Raw genomic sequence first — 16,424 nt, forward strand, 5'->3', positions numbered from 1 at the left:
CGAGGACGATGAGATGATGGCCCCACGGGCGCTTCTGCTGGCCGATTTCGGCCACGCGCTGCTTTGGGACCAGGCGTTTCTTGCAGCCAATCCGGGGGCTCTGGCCATTGACCTCTTTACGCTGAGCGGTTGCTCGCCGGGCCAGCCCTAGGCCCCAAAGGCATTGCGGACAGTCACATCGTCGGCAGGTTCCGGCCGGCGGTCATGACCCGCGGCATCGGCTGCATCGGCTGCCTGCTGTTCGGTCCATCGGGCGCCTTCTTCCAACAAGCCGCGCAGGCGATCGACCGAAAGGCGCCGCTTGAGCTCCGCGGTCAAACGCTGGTTGACGATCTGCTCCGTCAGCTCCCGGCTTGCGGTGCCTCTCGCGTAAAACGCGTCCACAAAACCCAGAAGGCGGGCGGCCAGATCGGGATCGTTACCCAGGGCCGCCACCAGCGCCATGTCTTCGGCGGCACGCACGATTGCGGCGGACCAGCCCAGGGCCCTGGCTCCCGTCAGGCTCTCACGCGCTGCCTGACAAGCCTGCTCAATGTTACCGGCAACCAGCAGGTAAGCCGCCAGATTGCCGAAGCCCAGGGTTGCCTGACGACGGTTGTGGCCCCGACCGCCCAACATGCGCCGAATACCATCGATGGCGTTTTCGACGTCGCCGGCACCGAAATCCAGTTCCGCCAACGCTATCTGCGCGCTGGCGGCGCCTCTGGTGTCGCCAACGCTGCCGCACACCGCCATGGACCGGCCAATCAAGGTGCGCGCCGTGGCGAAATCACCGCCCAGATAGGCGGCCACGCCGGTGGAGCGCAGGCAGTTGGCCAGGGGTTTGGTCGGTCCAAGCGGCTCCAGGATCGCCAGTGCATCCTGGAGGTAGGGGATCGACTTGCCGATTGTCTCCAGCGTCAGCAGCGTAGCGCCGGCCCGCACCAAGGCTTCCCCCAGGTCAAGCGGACGGTTGGCCGAGCGGAACAGCTGGACCGCTTGATCGGCAAACGAAAAGCCGGAATTGTCGCCATGGGCGCTGTTGGAGGTTCTGGTCAGGCAGAGGCGTGCGGCAATCACCGGAGGGGTATTTTCATCCTGATTGGCCATGGCGGTTTCGCTCCAGCGACCGCGCTCGCGGAACAGCGAGAGTTCATCCCAAAGGCGAATGCTGTAGCTGGCGAGTTCCACGCCGAGCACGACATCTCCTCCGGGACCGAAGGACCATTCAAGCGAGGCCCGCAGATTGTCCACTTCGGGTTCATAGCGGGCCAGCCACGTCACCGTTGGCATGGCGGGCCAGCTCTCGCCCGCCTCGCTCAGGCGGCGAATGAGGTACTCGGCGAGTTCTCGCTGCCGACCCGGTTCACCGATTTCGCGCAGCTTGTCCATCGCGTAGCCGCGCGTCGTTTCCAAGAGCCGGTAGCGCGGCTCGGCCTCGGAAATGTCCGCGGTCAGCAGCGACTTCTCCACGAGCGACGACAGCAGGTCGAACACGTCATGTTCGGACACCGGATCGCCACTCGTCACCTGTGTGGCTGACGCCAGCGTGCACCCGCCGGCGAAAACCGAAAGTCGGCGCAGAAGCGTCTGCTCGTCCGCGCCGAGCAGGTTATAGCTCCAGTCGAGCATGGTTCGCAGGGTCTGGTGATGCGGCGGCGCCGCCCGGGCCCCGCCGCGCAGGGTCAGAAACGACTCGCTGAGGTTGGCGGCCAGCCAATCGGCGCGCATCATCTTGAGACGGCCGACCGCCAGCTCGATGGCCAGCGGGATGCCGTCGACCTGCTTGCAGATGCTTGCGACAGCCGGCGCTGTTACCTCATCAAGCGCAAAGCCCTCGACAATGGCAGCGGCGCGCTCCACGAACAGTTGAACAGCCGCGTAGGCGAGCGCCGCAGCCGGCGTTATGGCCTCGGTGCGGGACGGAAAAGCCAGGCTTGGCACGCGATAGAGGCTTTCGCCGACAACCGACAGGCTCTCACGGCTGGTGGCAAGGATCGAGATCGACGGGCAAGCCCGCAGCAGCGCCTCCGCCAGATGGGCGGACGCGGTTACCAGATGTTCGCAGTTGTCCAGGATCAGCAGCGCCTCTTTCTGGCTGAGATAGGCGATAGCGCTTTCGAGGGCCGGCCGATCCGCCGCGAGGGGCACTCCCAATGCTGCGCACAGGGCCTCCCCAACCAGTTGGGGATCGGTAATCGAGGCCAGTTCGACCAGCCAGACCCCGTCCGCATAGGTGCCAATGAGCCGAAGGCCCGCGTCAAGGGCAATGCGCGTCTTGCCGGCGCCGCCCGATCCGGTAAGCGTGACCAACTTGTATCGGCGCAGGCGGGACAGGACTTCGCTGGATTCACCGTCCCGTCCCACGAGAGAGGTCATTTGCCGCGGAAGGTTGTGCGCCCGGTGCGGCCGGCCGAGGAATTGATCCTGCAGGAAGGGCGATAAATTGTTCAGGTCGTTGGGGGCCGGCTCCGCGGCGATCCGCATCAGCGCCTTCGTCTCGGCCGCCGGTTCGACCGACAGGTCGCGCGCCAGTATGTCCCGGCACCGTCGGTACTGCCGCAGCGCCATGGCGCGCTTGCCGGCCGCCAGATAGGCCCGCATCAGCGCACGGTGGCCCTCCTCGGCAAGCGGATCGATAGCAATCAGGCGGGTCGCAATGGGCTCGGCGCCCGCGTGGTTTCCGGAGCGCGCATGGGCGCCAAGCAACCATTCGAAGCGCTTGATCGTAATACCGCGAAGTTCGGCGCGACCGCTATGTATCCATTCCTCGGTGATGGGATCGCGGACGCTCATTCCCTCAAGGAACTCGCCGCCATATTGGGCGACCGAGGCCTCCAACTCTTCAATGGGGCTATCGGCGTCAAGACGCAGCAGCGTTGCGACATCGGACTGCACCGCGTCGGGGGCAAATGCCACCTTCTCCCGATCGATCTTGAGGATTTCTCCGGCCTGGTCATCCAACGCCCGCCGAATGATGGCCAGGGTCTGCCGAAGGCTTTGGTGAGCCTGCGCCTCGCTGCGCTCGCTCCACAGCAAGGCGGCGATCTCCTCGCGGCTGCCACTTTGCCTGGGTCGCAACGCCAGCCAGGCCAGCAGCAAACGGGCTCTTTTGAGATCAAACTCAACCAAGCGACCATCGCGGTGTCGCGCCTCAAATGGTCCTAGAAGCCTAAGATTAAGTTGGGGCGAACCCATGGCCCGTGGTCGTTTCCTTGTCTAACGACCATGAGGCTAGCAGAAACAAAAAAAAATCACGAGCAAATCACGACACAAATCGGCCCGCGTGACGGCATCGTGACGCGTGGGCCCTACGGTGATGAACAATCGCAGCGTCGAACCTCCACGGCGCCAAACTATCGAGGAAGCGGCCTGTTCGCCGCAAACAGCAGCCGCTTCCTCGACTACTTACGATTGGCGTGCACGCGCCGCGCTGCGACGCCAGTCACTTGCCTGCTGCAAGAGCCATCAGAAGGGCTCTGGAAGGCCGCAAAATACGGGCCTGCCTGGACCAATCCGATCTCGCCGCAAGCATAGAGCTGCGCCTCATCGGCAAGCATGCGGGCCTGACAAGATTACACACCAGATAGATCGTTCGCGTCCGAGGATATGAATGGCCGATCTCTTTTATACTTTTTTTGTGGCGCGTTACGTCGGCGCCGGTGGCGGGATCGGTTTCGAGAAACCGGTCAGGACCATCGCTGCCCATCCCATCGCCGCCGCCGAACGCGTTCTGCGCACCAAGCTCTACCTCTTGGGGGAACCGCAGAACATTTTTGCCGAGGTTTCGTACACGGAACGCGACGGCCAGGAGGGGCGCGTGCTCCTTTACCGCGCCCCGATGCGACAAACGCCATCGGCGCTCCGCCAGTAAGTCGGGGGGATCGAAAGGGGAGACCGCAAACGGCCTCCCCTTCAGAGTCTATTGGGCGGCTGGCTTTAGTTTGGCGGCGATGAACTTGAAATTGCTCCACCACCACCACGGCCCCTCATAGTAATTTTCGGCCGAGGGATAGTTGGTCCAATAGGTCTCGTTTACCGGCACGAACTTGGAGGTGCCGAACATTTCGATCGCCGGCAGGCCCTGCACCAGTTCCTTGAGGATGTCGGTGCCCAGTGGCACGATCTGCGGATCGTCGGCCGGAATGGCGCGCAGCTTGTCGATCAGGGCGCTGAGTTCATCATCGACATAGCGGGCCTGATTGGACGACGATGGCGTGCCGTTATCGCGCACATAGTCCTTGTGCCACCCTTCCATGCGCACGAAGAGATCCGGCGTGATGGCGCAGGACGAGCCCCAATAGGAGCCAACTTCATAATCCCCGGTATTTTCGGCGGTGAAGAAGGCACCGGCCTGCATCTGCTGCACCTGCGTGGGGACGCCGAACTGGGTCCATTCATTGGCCACGGCAAAGGCCAGACGCTGGGATTCCACTTCGAAATCGGCTGGCGCGAGGATGTTGATGGTGAACGGCGTCCCATCGGGTTTCAGCCAGGGGCCGCCGTCATTGGTGAAACCGGCCGCCTTGAGCAGCTTGGTGGCCTCTTCGGGATCGTGCTTCCACCAGCCGACGCCGAGCAGGTTGCGCAACGCCTCGGCGTCCTCTGGAATGCCCGCGACGCCCTCCGAGCGCAGGCGCTCCCCAAGGCGCACCGCATAGTCGGGATCGAACGGCTTGTAGCCATCTTCGAGCGCAAACTCCGCCAGCCATTGGGCCATCGGCTTGTGATAGGTGTCCATCAGCACCGTGGTGGGCGGGATGGCCAGCGGGGAGGCGCGCAACATGCCCGAGAACGTGGCGATGCTGGCCTGTTCGGCATTGATGGCCAGAGCCAGGGCCCACCGCGTCTTGGCGTCGTCATAGGGCGCCTTGGACGTGTTGAAATGCATGCCGCGCTCGCACGGATCATCCAGGTTGGCATAGGGGAAGTCGTTGAACCAGGCGTGGATTTTCGGGTTCTGGTTGCGCAGGATATCGAGGCTTTCCGGCGAGATGTCGGTCAGGATATCGATGTCGTTGGCGGCCATGGCCAGCACGCGGCGCTCTTCGGTGCCATAGCTGCGGAACAACACATATTTGGCCGCGGGCTCGCCGACGATCTGGCCGACATCGGAATTCTGCCAGTCCTGGCGCTTCTCCCACAGGAACCAGGTGCCGTTGGGATCGCTGTCCTTGTACTTGTAGGCGCTGATGGTGACCGGCGGGAAATTGGTGAAGGTCGCCGGATCTTCCTTTTCCCAGACGTGCTTGGGCACGACGTGGAATGGATTGCCGTAGATGACCGAACCCAAAACGATGGCAAGACGTGGCGTTGGCTTGGTGGTGGTGATCTCGACGGTATTGGCGTCCACCTTGGTCACCGAGGCGATCTGGGCGGCATAGGCCGAACTGTAGGACAGTGCCGGCGTATTGCGGATCATCTGGTCGGTGAACACCACGTCGTCGGCGCTGAACGGCTGCCCGTCGCTCCACGTCAGGCCCTGGCGCAACGCCACCTTGAAGACGGTGAAATCGGCATTAGCGACCGGCATTTCGGCGGCGAGATCGGGAATCTGGCTCCCCTTGGCGGTATCGATGTCATAGAGCAGCGCACCCGCCATCTGGTGGTAACCCTGATTGATGGTCACCCCCTGCTGGTACATGTTCATGTTGGTGGGATTGCCGACGCGGGCGTTAAGCATATCGACGATGAGCGTTTCGGCACGCGGGGTGCCGACATCGGTCATCTGCTGGGCGAAGCTGGGCATGGTGGCGGTGGTCAGCATGGTGCCGCCGAGCGTGATCGCCAGTGCCATGGCCATCAGCGTGCTGCGGCCGCGCCGTTTCGGGAATTGGGTCGTCGTCATGGTTTCCTCCTGTCGCATTGAGCGTTGTGATTGATGGTCTGGTGCGTTGACGCACTCTTTTGCCGCGTGTCGGCGTAGCCGAACTTGCGGTCGATTTCGGCAAGTTCGCCCCAGCGTTGGCCGACGGTGGGGATCGCCGCCATCAGCTCGCGCGTGTAGGCCTGGGTCGGATTGTCGAGGATGCGGGTGGGCGCGCCGCTTTCCACGACGCGGCCGGTATTCATGATCGAGACCTGGTCGGACAGGTAATAGGCCGTGGACAGGTCATGGGTGATGTAGATGAACGACACCCCCTGCTCTTCCACGATCTGGCGGAACAGGTTGACGATTGACATGCGCAGCGAAGCGTCGACCATCGACACGGGCTCGTCGGCAACGATCAGCTTCGGCTTGGGGATCAGGGCCCGCGCCACGCTGATGCGCTGCAATTCGCCGCCCGAAAACTGGCGGATATATTTGCCGCGGATGCGCTCATAGCTGAGGCCTACCGATTTCAGCGCCAAGTCGGTCGCCTCAACGGCCTGTGCGTCAGTGCGCGCGATCTTCAAGTTCAGCGCGGTGCGGCGGAGATAGAACTCCACCGGCAGATAGGCGCTAAACGCCTCGAACGGGTTCTGGAAAATGGGCTGCACCAACCGCCGGAATTCGGTGTTGTCGATGCGATCGCTGGATTTGCCCGAAAGCGGCCGCCCGAGAAGGCGAATGCTGCCTTCGCTGGGCTCGACCAGACGCAGGATCATGCGGGCAATCGTGGTCTTGCCCGAGCCGGATTCGCCCACGATGGAAAACACCTGCGGCTCGGCTGGCAGGGTGAACGAGACATCGTCCACGGCCTTGAACGAGCTGCCCCCGAACAGGCCGCCCTTGCGATAGGCACGCGTGAGGTTCTGCACTTCGAGGATGGGAGCGCCGGTCATGCGGGCGCTCCCACCACTTCGACCGCCCGCTTGCCGTGGAGGCGCGGCAGCGAGGCGATCAGGTTTTTGGTGTAATCGTGCTGGGGATTGGCGAAGACTTCGGCGGTCGGCCCCTGCTCGACGATCCGGCCCTGGTACATGATCACCAGCCGGTCGGTGATCTGGTAGTGCACACCCAGATCGTGGGAGACGAGCACCAGCGAATTGCGCTGGCGGCGCTGGATTTCGACCATCATCAAGAGGATCTTTTTCTGAACCACGACGTCCAGCGCCGTGGTGGGTTCATCGGCAAGGATGAGCCGTGGATTGACGAAAGCCGCGATGGCCACCAGCACGCGCTGGCGCATGCCGCCCGATAGCTGGTGCGGATAGGCGTCGAGCACGGTTTCCTCGAGGCCGAAGCCGGCAAGGAACTCGGCGATACGCTGACGCAGAGCCCGGCTGCCGCCCTGCCTCTCGCGCGCCGGTAGGCCATCGACGACCTGGGCCTCGATTTTCATCAGCGGGTTGAGCACGCTCATCGAGCCTTGCGGAATGTAGCTGAGCTGGTCCCACCAGAGCGGGGCGAACTGGCTGGACGGTGCCTCGATGACCTTGCCGGTCCTCGCATCCTCGAAACGCCCGGTGACGGTGCCGCTCTGGATGCGCAGGCCGGTGGAGAAATCGCCATAGACCGCGCGCATCAGCGTCGACTTGCCGGACCCAGACTCCCCGGCAATGCCGAGGATTTCGTTGTCGTTGATGGTCAGGCTGACCTCATCGACGGCCTTGATGAAGCCCGTGGTCCCGTATCCGACGGTGACTTTGTCGACCGTGATCATATGCTCATCCTCCGCGCCGAGGACCGCATCGAAACGCCGGAGGACACGAGGAACAGGCCGATGAACAGCAGCACGATGGCCACTACCGGCGAGCCGATCCAGATGTATTTGCCCCCGAGCAGGGCCTGATAATTGATGGCCCAATAGATCATGGTGCCGAGCGTCGCCTGCTGGGCGCTGGAGAGCCCGATGACGGCCAGCGCGCTCTCGGTGGAAATGCCCACCAGCACGGTGTTGATGAAATTGGCTGCCGACCAGCCGGCGATATAGGGGAAGATGTGGCGCACGAGGATGCGCACGCTGGATTCCCCGGAAAACCAGGCGACGTTGACGAATTCGCGCTCGCGCATGGTGAGCGCCACGGCGCGGACCTGGCGGGCCGGATAGGGCCAGTTGAACAGCACCAGCGCGAAGCCGATGATTGGGAGGGCCAATTGGCCGCCAAACAATGCGGCCATGAGAATCAGGATCGGGAGTGTCGGGATGCAGAGCAGTGCATCCATGAAGAACGACAGCACCCGATCGAGCCAGCCACCGGCATAGCCGGCAGCAAGACCGAGAAACACCCCTATCACCGTCGAGAAGCCGGCGACGATCAGGCCGAGGATCAACGAATTGCGCAGCGCGTAAGTCAGCAGCCAGAACACATCCTGGCCAAGACTTGTCGTACCCAGCCAATGGGCGGCGCTGGGATTCTGGTTGCGCGGGGCGGTGTACCAGACTAGCGGATCGCCGGGCGCGAACCACGGCAGGATACCGCCGAAAATGATGAAGACGATGACCAGGACCACGCCGAGATAGAGGCGGAACGGGGCATCAGCGAGAAACTTTGCCATGATGCTACCTGTGCCGGATGCGGGGATCGAGAAGCGGGTAGATCAGATCGATGATCATGGTGGCGGTGGCCACGGCGATGACCGACAGGCTGATTGTCCCCATGAGCAGGTTGAAATCGCCCTGCAGCACGGCGGTGTAGATCAAGAGGCCAAGTCCAGGATAATCGAAGAGGATTTCGGTGATCAGCGAGCCGTTGAACATCAGCCCGATCTGCAGCGCGAGGAAGGTGATCTGCGGCAGGATGGCGTTGGGCAGCACGTAGCGCGACAGGATGCGCCCGTCGCTCAAGCCCTTGAGCCGGGCATAGCGCACGAACTCTTCTTCCTTGAGCGCGGTGGTCTGCGCCTTGACGCTGATGACCCACCAGCCGAACACCACGATGACGATGGACATGGCCGGCAGGAATGAGTTCCACACCACGCTGGTGATCAGCTCCCAACTCCACGGCGCGCCACGGATCGTGGTGGTCAGCGGGAAGATTTTCCAGATGTAGGAGAACAGGATCGAGAGCAGCAGCGCCAGGATGTAATAGGGGATCGGATAGAGGCAGATGGCGATGCCTTCCATGACGCGCGAGCTGGTGCTGTTGGGCTTCCAGCCCGACAGCAGGCCAACGAAATTGCCCAGCACCCAGGCGATCAGCGTCGAACTCAGCAGCAGCCCGAAGGTCCATGGCAGGGCGTTGCGGATCAGCTCCATCACCGGGGTGGGATACATTGACAGCGACGGCCCGAAATCGGCGGTCAGCACGATGCGCTTGATGAAAGCGCCGTATTGATCCCAGAGCGAGCCATCGAGCCCAAACGTGTCGGCCAGCGACTGGCGCAGCGCATCGACTTGTGCGGCATCCATATAGGCGCCCTGGGAGGCGACCTTGGCCAACATGGCCTCGACCGGGTCCGTGGGACCCAGTCGCGGCACAAAGAAAAGCACCGTCAGCGCGAAGATGACCACGAGGACATAGACCACCAGCCGCCCAGCGATATAGCGGAGCAGGTTCATCAGATGACTTCGAGATAATCTGCCGGCGCCAGCTCGGGGAATGGCGCAGTCGGCAAGGTCTGATACCAGAAGGCGACCGAGGCGATGTCGTCCTGCAACGGCAGGTAGCGCCGGTCCTTCTTTTCGGTACGCCAGCCGATGGCCTGGATGGTTACGCGCAGGTCATCGTCGAAGCGGATCGGGTCAGTGATGTGCCAGCGATACATGCCGAAGCGCGTCTGGCTCTGGTAGACGCCATCGGGGCGCAGCACTTGCGGCAGGCCCGCATAGGGGGTGGTGTATTCGCGATAGGCGCTGGTCATGTTGGGATCGATGACGCCACCGTCGAAATTATAGGCGCCGCAGAAATAGTCCTCCGTCCCGGTGCCACAGATGGTGGGGAACTGGGCGTCCCCATCCATGAAGAACTTGATCTCGCCTTCGCCCCACCAGCCGGCATTATTGGTGCCCCAGGCCATGTAGGTGCCCACATAGTGCCCCTTGCCCTTCACGCCTTCGAGGATGGTGTAATCCTCTTTAAACGGCAGCGGATTGGTGCGGCGGAACTGGGCGTGGAAATAGGCGGCATCCTCCGGCACGTCGGAGAGTGCGTAGTTGATCTGGTAGTAGAGGATCACCGCTTCATCGGGATCGCGGTTTTCCAGCGTGATGCGGGCGTGCTTCTTGAACGGCATCTGCCAGTAGCAGTTGAAGGCTCGCCCCGGATTGACACAGACGGCAAGGGAGGAGATTTGCGCGAACCTGTTCCAACCCGAGGCGAAGAAGTCGCCCAGCGGGCATTCGACGGACGGAGTTTCCTGGTCGTCCCAATAGATGCGCAGGATCAGGTTGCGCCAGCGCACATTGGACACCACGCACCAGATCTGCTGGATGGCGCCGGGCCCGTCGATATCGGCCAATAGCCGATTTTCGCCCGCGGCGATCTCGATTGACGGCGACACCTTCCAGCCCTGCCCGAGGCCTCGAGCGGGGCTTTTGCCGGTGCCCTCGGTCGCCATGCCGCCTTTACCCTTGGCGCCGGTAAAGTTCTCCGGCGATATTGAGCGGGTCTTGGCGTCCGAGAGTCGGTAGAGATTGCCGAGATTGAGGTCGAGACCGGAAAAGGGGGCGTTCATCTGATGTTCCGTATGAAGCGGGCAAAGTGCAGCCGATCGCGAACACGGCGCGCACCAGGCCACGGCATGGGCAAAACTGGACCGTCCCCGGCACTTGGTGCGCGGGCGCGGCGTCGCGTGATTTTGGCTGAGAATTGGCGAGCCGCGCGGCTACGCGCTATCGTCGATTGTTGGCAATTGCTCTCTCCCGAATGGCCTGCGCGCCGCCGGCTTGACTACCGATTCAAGCGCGCTGCAACCCATTACGTACGAACGGAACCCGTTCGGCACAGTCACCATAGCAAGCAAATTTGGTTTTGCAAATGCATTCACAAATCAATTTGCAAACCGATTTTCTCAGTGGTAGCGATCCAGTCATGACGACGATTTCAAAAGTTGCCGAGCTTGCCGGCGTGTCGCGCACCACGGTTTCGCATGTGCTCAACCACGCCGATCGCGTGTCCCCGCACCTGCGCGCGCGCGTGCTCGCGGCCGTGGAGGAGCTCGGCTATTCGCCCAACCCGCAAGCACAAAGTCTGCGCACGGGACGCACCAATATCGTGGCGCTGCTGATCCCCGACATCCTCAATCCGTTCTACACCGAGCTGGTCAAGACGGCGCAAACCGATCTCGAGGCCATCGGGCTCGACACCATGATCTTCAACTCGGACGTGCCCGGCGGGCATCCCCAGGAGCACAATCGCGAATATCTGCGCCAGATCCGCAACAAGCGCGTCGATGGCCTGATCGTGGGCAATTTCGCGCTCCACCGCATGCACGACGTCTTGCTCAAGCTCGACATGCCAACCGTGTTTATTGGCGACCTGCCGAACCAGGCGGTCGACAACGTCAAGGCCGACGATTTCGGCGGTGGCGCGGCCATGGGCCGATACCTGGTCGGCCAGGGACACAGCCGCATCGCCCATGTCACCGGGCCATCCTATTTCTCGGAGGCCATGGCGCGTGCGGATGGCTTCGAGCAGGGGATAACCGAGGCCGGAGCCGTGGTCGATCCAGGCCTTCGGTACGAGGGGACCTATCTGGCGCCCTCGGGCGAGGCGGCGGTCGACTGGCTGGTGGCGAACCATCGCGATGCCATGCCCACCGCGATATTTTTCGCCAACTACCTGATGGCCATTGCGGGGCTGGCGCGCCTCTATGACCATGGTCTGGTTGTGCCCAAGGATATCGCGGTCGCGGTATTCGGTAACCAACCCGAAATGCGCTACGCCCGCCCGACCTTGACCAGGGTTGGCGTCGCCCCTTCGGCCCTGGCACATCGCGCCAGCACCATGTTGATCGAGCGGTTGAACGGGACTTACAGCGGTGGGCCTCGCTCGGAGGTCCTGCAATGTGAGCTGCAACAGCATGACAGTGCGTGACCACCTGCGGCACCCGTAGCCCGCTCGCCTATATGGCGCATGGGCGATGCGGAATGATTTTCTCCGCGCCCGCGTTTCGACGCGCATCGGTTCCTCGACACCTCCAGCCAATACACTACTAAGTAGATCGAGTAAGTGATCTGATGTAAGTAGGGTGGGCGAGTACGCGTGGGGCAAGTGGCGGCTAGGACGGTCCTGAACCAGGATCAGCTATTGGAAAATCGCCCGGTCCAGGATGCTGCCATTGGGGCAAAGCGCCTCGTTCTGGATGGGAGTGTCTGGATCGCCGCCTTGGCCCTCGCCCTCTATGTGGCCTGGGGCGTCGGCACCAATTCCGCCATGCGCTGGGATTCGATCGCCAGGTTCTTTACTGCACCGATCATCCTGCAGGGCCTCGTCACCACCATTGTCATCACCTTCTGCGCCGCCCTGATTGGTCTCGTAGGTGGGCTCGTGGTTGCGCTGATGCGCATGTCGCCCAATCCGCTGATCCGCACGGTCGCCATCGGCTATCTCGGCCTGTTCCGCGCCGTGCCGCTGTTGGTGCAAATCCTGATCTGGTACAATCTGGGCACCTTCCTGCCGCAGCTCGGGCTGGGCATTCCCTTCACCTCCATCGGCGTTTATGGCGACACCAATGCGCTGCTGAGCCCGTTCGTGGCGTGCCTTGTCGCCCTGGGCCTGAACCAGGCCGCCTATATGGGCGAGATCATTCGCGGCGGTATCCTGTCGGTGCAAGCAGGACAGGTGGAAGCCGCCATCGCCCTGGGAATGACCAAGGCCAAGGCGTTTCGCCGTGTGGTGGCGCCTCTTGCCGCCAAGTCGATCATTCCGCCGCTCGGCAATGACATGATCAACCTGCTCAAGGCGACCTCTCTGGTCTCGGTCGTGGGGGTGGGCGACCTGATGACCCGTGCCCAGGGCATCTATGCCAGCAATTACCAGGTTATCCCGCTGCTGATCGTGGCCAGCCTCTGGTACCTCGCCCTGACGGTGCTGTTCACGCTGGTGCAGGCCGTTCTGGAGCGCCGGTTCTCGGCCGGGGTGGCGCGATGAACTACATTCCCCCGCAGCAGCCCGCCGTCCCCGCGCTGATCCGCATCCGCAACCTCACCAAGAATTTCGGCACCAATCGCGTGCTCGACAATGTCAGCCTGGACATCGCCCAAGGCGAGGTGCGCTGCATTATCGGACCATCCGGCTCCGGCAAGAGCACGTTGCTGCGGTGCCTGAATGCGTTGACCGGGTTCGACAGCGGCGCCCTGGTGCTCGACGATACCAGGGTCGGCTATGCCGAGCGCCGCGGCGTGCTCAAGCCGTGGACGGCGCGAGAAGCGGCCAGCTTCCGCCAGCGCGTGGGCCTGGTGTCGCAGCACGTCAACCTGTTCTCCCATCGTACCGTCATCGAAAATGTCATCGAAGGCCCAGTGCAGGTGCTCGGCACATCCAAAGCCGTGGCGATCCGCGCGGCAACCGATCTGCTGGCTCGCGTCGGGCTAGCCGACAAACACGACAGCTATCCCAGCCAGTTGTCGGGCGGGCAGCAACAGCGCGCCGCCATCGCGCGGGCGCTGGCCATGGAGCCCAGGGTGATGCTGTTCGACGAGGCGACCAGCGCGCTCGACCCGGAGCTGGTCAGCGAAGTGCTGGGCGTCATGCAGGCCCTGGCCAGCGATGGCATGACGATGGTGGTCGTCACCCACGAAATGCGCTTCGCCCAGGAAGCCGGCGACCGCGTCGCGGTCATGGACGGCGGGCGCATCATCGAGGACGGAACGGCGAGCGAGGTGTTCTTGCGCCCGCGCGAGCCCCGCACCGCCCAATTTCTCAAAGACCATTTTCGGACCGCCGCGGCCTAGCTCCGGCTCCGCCTACACACTCTTCAACACCAGGAAAGCGCCTTACCGTGACCAGACCTCAACCGTTTCTGACCAAGTCCCTGCATGCAGCCGGCCTGGCCTTCGCTCTGACCGCCACGCTGCTGTCTGCCCCCGCTTTCGCCCAGGACGCAGCGGCCGAAGCCGCCCGGGCTCTGCTGCCCGCCGCGATCCGCGATGCCGGAACGATCAATGTGGGCGCCTCGACCGTCTATGCGCCGCACTCCTTCTTCAAGGAAGGCACCACTGAATTCACCGGGTACGAGATCGACCTGTTCAACGAGGTCTCCGCTATCCTGGGCCTCACCCCGGTTTATACCGAAGCGCCGTTCCAGCAGTTGATCGCCGGCGTCAAATCGGGCCGCTCCGATGTCTCGCTGGGCGACCTGGGCGATAATGACCTGCGCCGCGAGGAGGTCGATTTCATCGATCACACCAGGCTGACGTTCCAGCTGCTGATCGACGAGTCGGAAAAGGACAATATCAAGACCGTGTTCGACCTGTGCGGGCGCGAACTCGGCCTCGTGCAGGGGACCACCAATATCATTTCCAAGGCGCTGTCGCAGTGCGAGGCCAAGGGCCTCAAGCCGGTGACCTTCGTGGAATTCCCCGACGCGAGCGCCAAGGACCAGGCCATCCAGTCGGGCCGCCTGCCGCGGGCCGATATTTCTGCCACCGCCGTCGGCCGCTACCGCGAGGCCGCCGGCCTCAATCCGGGCCAGATCCTGATCCCGGCGCCCGAAATCGGCGATCTCTATATCGGCTTCATCGTCGACAAGGGCGATACCGAACTGGCCAACGCCATCGAGGCCGCATTGAAAATCCTGTTCGCCAATGGCCGCTATGCGGAGATCCTGGCCGCCTACAATATCTCGGACCTCAACCTGGATGCGCCTGGCGTCAATATCGGCCAGAACGCCTCCAACTGGGTGCAGCCCAAGCCCAAGAGCTGATCCGGCTCCCCCACACGATCAACGGGCGTCGGCCGCGGCCGGCGCCCTCACTGTTTCTCCTTGGTAATTGCCCATGACCAAAGCTCGCCCCTCCGCCTCCGATCAGATGAACATTGCCGTGCTGGTTTCGGGTGGCGGCAATCACCAGGGTGCCTGGCGCCGCTCGGCCAGCAATATCGAGGCCGCCAATACGCCGGGCTTTTATGTGGCCTTTGCACAAGCCGCCGAGGCGGCCAAGATCGACGCGATCTTTTTTGCCGATATTCCGTCGCTGGCACCCAACGCACTATCGAGCGGGCCGGTGCTCAACGCCTTCGAGCCGCTGGTGCTGACATCCTATCTGGCGGCCGTCACCAGCCGCATCGGACTGGTCTCCAGCGTCTCCACCAGCTTCTCGGAGCCCTATACAATTGCGCGGCAGTTCGCCTCGTTGGACCGGGCGTCAGGCGGACGCGCCGGATGGAACATCGTCACCTCAGCGACCGGCGAAAAAAATTATGGCGCGGCGCCCCTGCCCGACCAGGACGTGCGCTATGCGCAGGCGGCCGAGTTCGTCGAGATCGCCAAGCGACTGTGGGATAGCTGGGACGAGCAGACGCTCAAGATCGACCGCGCCAGCGGCGTGTTCGCCGACAGCGCCGATGTCCGCCCCACCGATTTCCATGGCACGTATTTCGACGTCAGCGGGCCGCTCAATATCCAGCGCCCGCCGCAAGGCTGGCCGGTGCTGTTCCAGGCGGGCGCTTCGCCGATCGGCCGAGGCTTCGCGGCAGATACCGCCGAAGGTGTCTTCACCGCCCAACAGTCGCTCGAAGACAGTCTCGAATTCGCCCGTGACATGCGCGCGCGCGTGGCCGCAGCGGGACGCGATCCGCGGCGGGTGAAAATCCTGTTGGGGATCACCCCGATCATCGGAGCCACCGAGGCCGAAGCCAAAGCGCTGGAGCGCGAACTGGGTGAGTTCATCGATATCGGCGCTTCGCTGCGCAAGCTCAACAGCTATATGCCGGGCGTCGACCTCAGCGTGCTCGACCTCGACAAGCCTATTCCGCGCGACGCGCTGCCCGAGCTCTCGGCCGTGCAGGGACGGCAGAGCCGTTACAAGATTTTCGCAGACCTCACCCTCAATGACGGCTGGACGCTGCGCGAACTGGTCAAGCTCACCGGCCGTTCGGATGGTCACTGGACCCTGACCGGCAGCCCGGAACAGATCGCCGACCAGATGGCCGCGCGTTTCCTCGCGGATGCCTGCGACGGTTACGTGGTCATGCCCACCTTCCATCCCGAAGGCTCGGGCCTGTTCTTCAGCGAGGTGGTGCCGATCCTGCAGCAGCGTGGCCTGTTCCGCAAAGACTATGGGGGAACCACGCTGCGCTCCCATCTTGGGCTGGACGTTCCGGCACGCAGCGCGAGGCAATCCTAAGCCGGCGCCGCTTCGTCGCTATGCGCCCGCCTGTGCGGAAGTCATCAAGGGTCGTGGCTGACGCGGGCAAGATCATCGCCGGTCAATGGAAGTTGCGGCCGACGAGCAAGGCCAGAGCTGCCTTACGGGCCTGTAGTTCAGCATACTGATCGCGCTCTCGCGTGCGGCTGCCATGCGGGCCGGTTTTACCCTCGTCGGCACGGGCAATCACCGCCTCGCCGATATCGTGTCGGTCCGAAAATGGATTGTCAGATATCCATAAAATCCCACATTAGGGGCGTCTCGCTAAGG

The 16,424-nt window shown here is 63.0% G+C and carries 14 protein-coding genes; 7 read left to right on the forward strand and 7 right to left on the reverse strand.

The window, feature by feature from the left end; all coding sequences use genetic code 11:
* Window positions 1–13: 13 nt before the first annotated feature.
* Complete coding sequence (locus tag JWP26_RS02685) at window positions 14–151, forward strand: hypothetical protein (RefSeq protein WP_299723074.1); 138 nt, start codon at window positions 14–16, stop codon at window positions 149–151.
* Here JWP26_RS02685 and JWP26_RS02690 read toward each other — a convergent pair.
* The gene (locus JWP26_RS02690; protein ID WP_299723077.1) at window positions 148–3,111 is read right to left on the reverse strand and encodes a BTAD domain-containing putative transcriptional regulator; all 2,964 of its coding nucleotides are present in this window, start codon (window positions 3,109–3,111) and stop codon (window positions 148–150) included. The genes JWP26_RS02685 and JWP26_RS02690 overlap by 4 nt on opposite strands.
* Window positions 3,112–3,592: 481 nt before the next feature.
* On the opposite strand from JWP26_RS02690, the gene JWP26_RS02695 reads away from it, so the two are divergent.
* On the forward strand, window positions 3,593–3,853 hold the full coding sequence (locus JWP26_RS02695; RefSeq protein ID WP_299723080.1) for a hypothetical protein: 261 nt from the start codon (window positions 3,593–3,595) through the stop codon (window positions 3,851–3,853).
* 48 nt (window positions 3,854–3,901) lie between these two features.
* Here JWP26_RS02695 and JWP26_RS02700 read toward each other — a convergent pair whose 3' ends face one another.
* From JWP26_RS02700 to JWP26_RS02725, 6 genes are read right to left on the reverse strand one after another with little or no spacing between them, the layout of a single operon-like run.
* Window positions 3,902–5,827 carry an ABC transporter substrate-binding protein gene (locus JWP26_RS02700; RefSeq protein WP_299723082.1) on the reverse strand — a complete coding sequence of 642 codons (1,926 nt, stop codon included), beginning with the start codon at window positions 5,825–5,827 and terminating at the stop codon, window positions 3,902–3,904.
* A complete protein-coding gene (locus JWP26_RS02705) occupies window positions 5,824–6,744 on the reverse strand; it encodes an ABC transporter ATP-binding protein (RefSeq protein ID WP_299723085.1) in 921 nt (306 codons plus the stop codon). Before JWP26_RS02705 ends, JWP26_RS02700 begins: the two co-directional genes overlap by 4 nt.
* The gene (locus JWP26_RS02710) at window positions 6,741–7,565 is read right to left on the reverse strand and encodes an ABC transporter ATP-binding protein (protein WP_299723089.1); all 825 of its coding nucleotides are present in this window, start codon (window positions 7,563–7,565) and stop codon (window positions 6,741–6,743) included. The genes JWP26_RS02705 and JWP26_RS02710 overlap by 4 nt, the downstream gene beginning before the upstream one ends.
* Complete coding sequence (locus tag JWP26_RS02715) at window positions 7,562–8,401, reverse strand: ABC transporter permease (protein ID WP_299723091.1); 840 nt, start codon at window positions 8,399–8,401, stop codon at window positions 7,562–7,564. The genes JWP26_RS02710 and JWP26_RS02715 overlap by 4 nt, the downstream gene beginning before the upstream one ends.
* 4 nt (window positions 8,402–8,405) lie before the next feature.
* Window positions 8,406–9,404 carry an ABC transporter permease gene (locus JWP26_RS02720; RefSeq protein ID WP_299723094.1) on the reverse strand — a complete coding sequence of 333 codons (999 nt, stop codon included), beginning with the start codon at window positions 9,402–9,404 and terminating at the stop codon, window positions 8,406–8,408.
* Entirely contained in the window at window positions 9,404–10,519 is a 1,116-nt protein-coding gene (locus tag JWP26_RS02725; RefSeq protein ID WP_299723097.1) for a glycoside hydrolase family 172 protein, read from the reverse strand. Before JWP26_RS02725 ends, JWP26_RS02720 begins: the two co-directional genes overlap by 1 nt.
* A gap of 356 nt (window positions 10,520–10,875) precedes the next feature.
* On the opposite strand from JWP26_RS02725, the gene JWP26_RS02730 reads away from it, so the two are divergent.
* From JWP26_RS02730 to JWP26_RS02750, 5 genes are all read left to right on the forward strand, one after another.
* Entirely contained in the window at window positions 10,876–11,880 is a 1,005-nt protein-coding gene (locus JWP26_RS02730; protein ID WP_299723100.1) for a LacI family DNA-binding transcriptional regulator, read from the forward strand.
* A 213-nt stretch (window positions 11,881–12,093) separates the two neighbouring features.
* The gene (locus JWP26_RS02735; RefSeq protein WP_299723103.1) at window positions 12,094–12,936 is read left to right on the forward strand and encodes an amino acid ABC transporter permease; all 843 of its coding nucleotides are present in this window, start codon (window positions 12,094–12,096) and stop codon (window positions 12,934–12,936) included.
* On the forward strand, window positions 12,933–13,739 hold the full coding sequence (locus JWP26_RS02740) for an amino acid ABC transporter ATP-binding protein (RefSeq protein ID WP_299723106.1): 807 nt from the start codon (window positions 12,933–12,935) through the stop codon (window positions 13,737–13,739). The genes JWP26_RS02735 and JWP26_RS02740 overlap by 4 nt, the downstream gene beginning before the upstream one ends.
* 47 nt (window positions 13,740–13,786) lie before the next feature.
* Window positions 13,787–14,710: a transporter substrate-binding domain-containing protein gene (locus JWP26_RS02745; protein WP_299723108.1), complete on the forward strand. Its 924-nt coding sequence runs from the start codon at window positions 13,787–13,789 to the stop codon at window positions 14,708–14,710.
* A gap of 73 nt (window positions 14,711–14,783) precedes the next feature.
* Window positions 14,784–16,133 (forward strand): NtaA/DmoA family FMN-dependent monooxygenase, encoded by a 1,350-nt coding sequence (locus JWP26_RS02750; protein ID WP_299723110.1) that lies wholly within the window; start codon window positions 14,784–14,786, stop codon window positions 16,131–16,133.
* Window positions 16,134–16,424 lie beyond the last annotated feature (291 nt).

The organism is Devosia sp. (genome assembly GCF_028290435.1).
Taxonomy (GTDB): Bacteria; Pseudomonadota; Alphaproteobacteria; order Rhizobiales; family Devosiaceae; genus Devosia.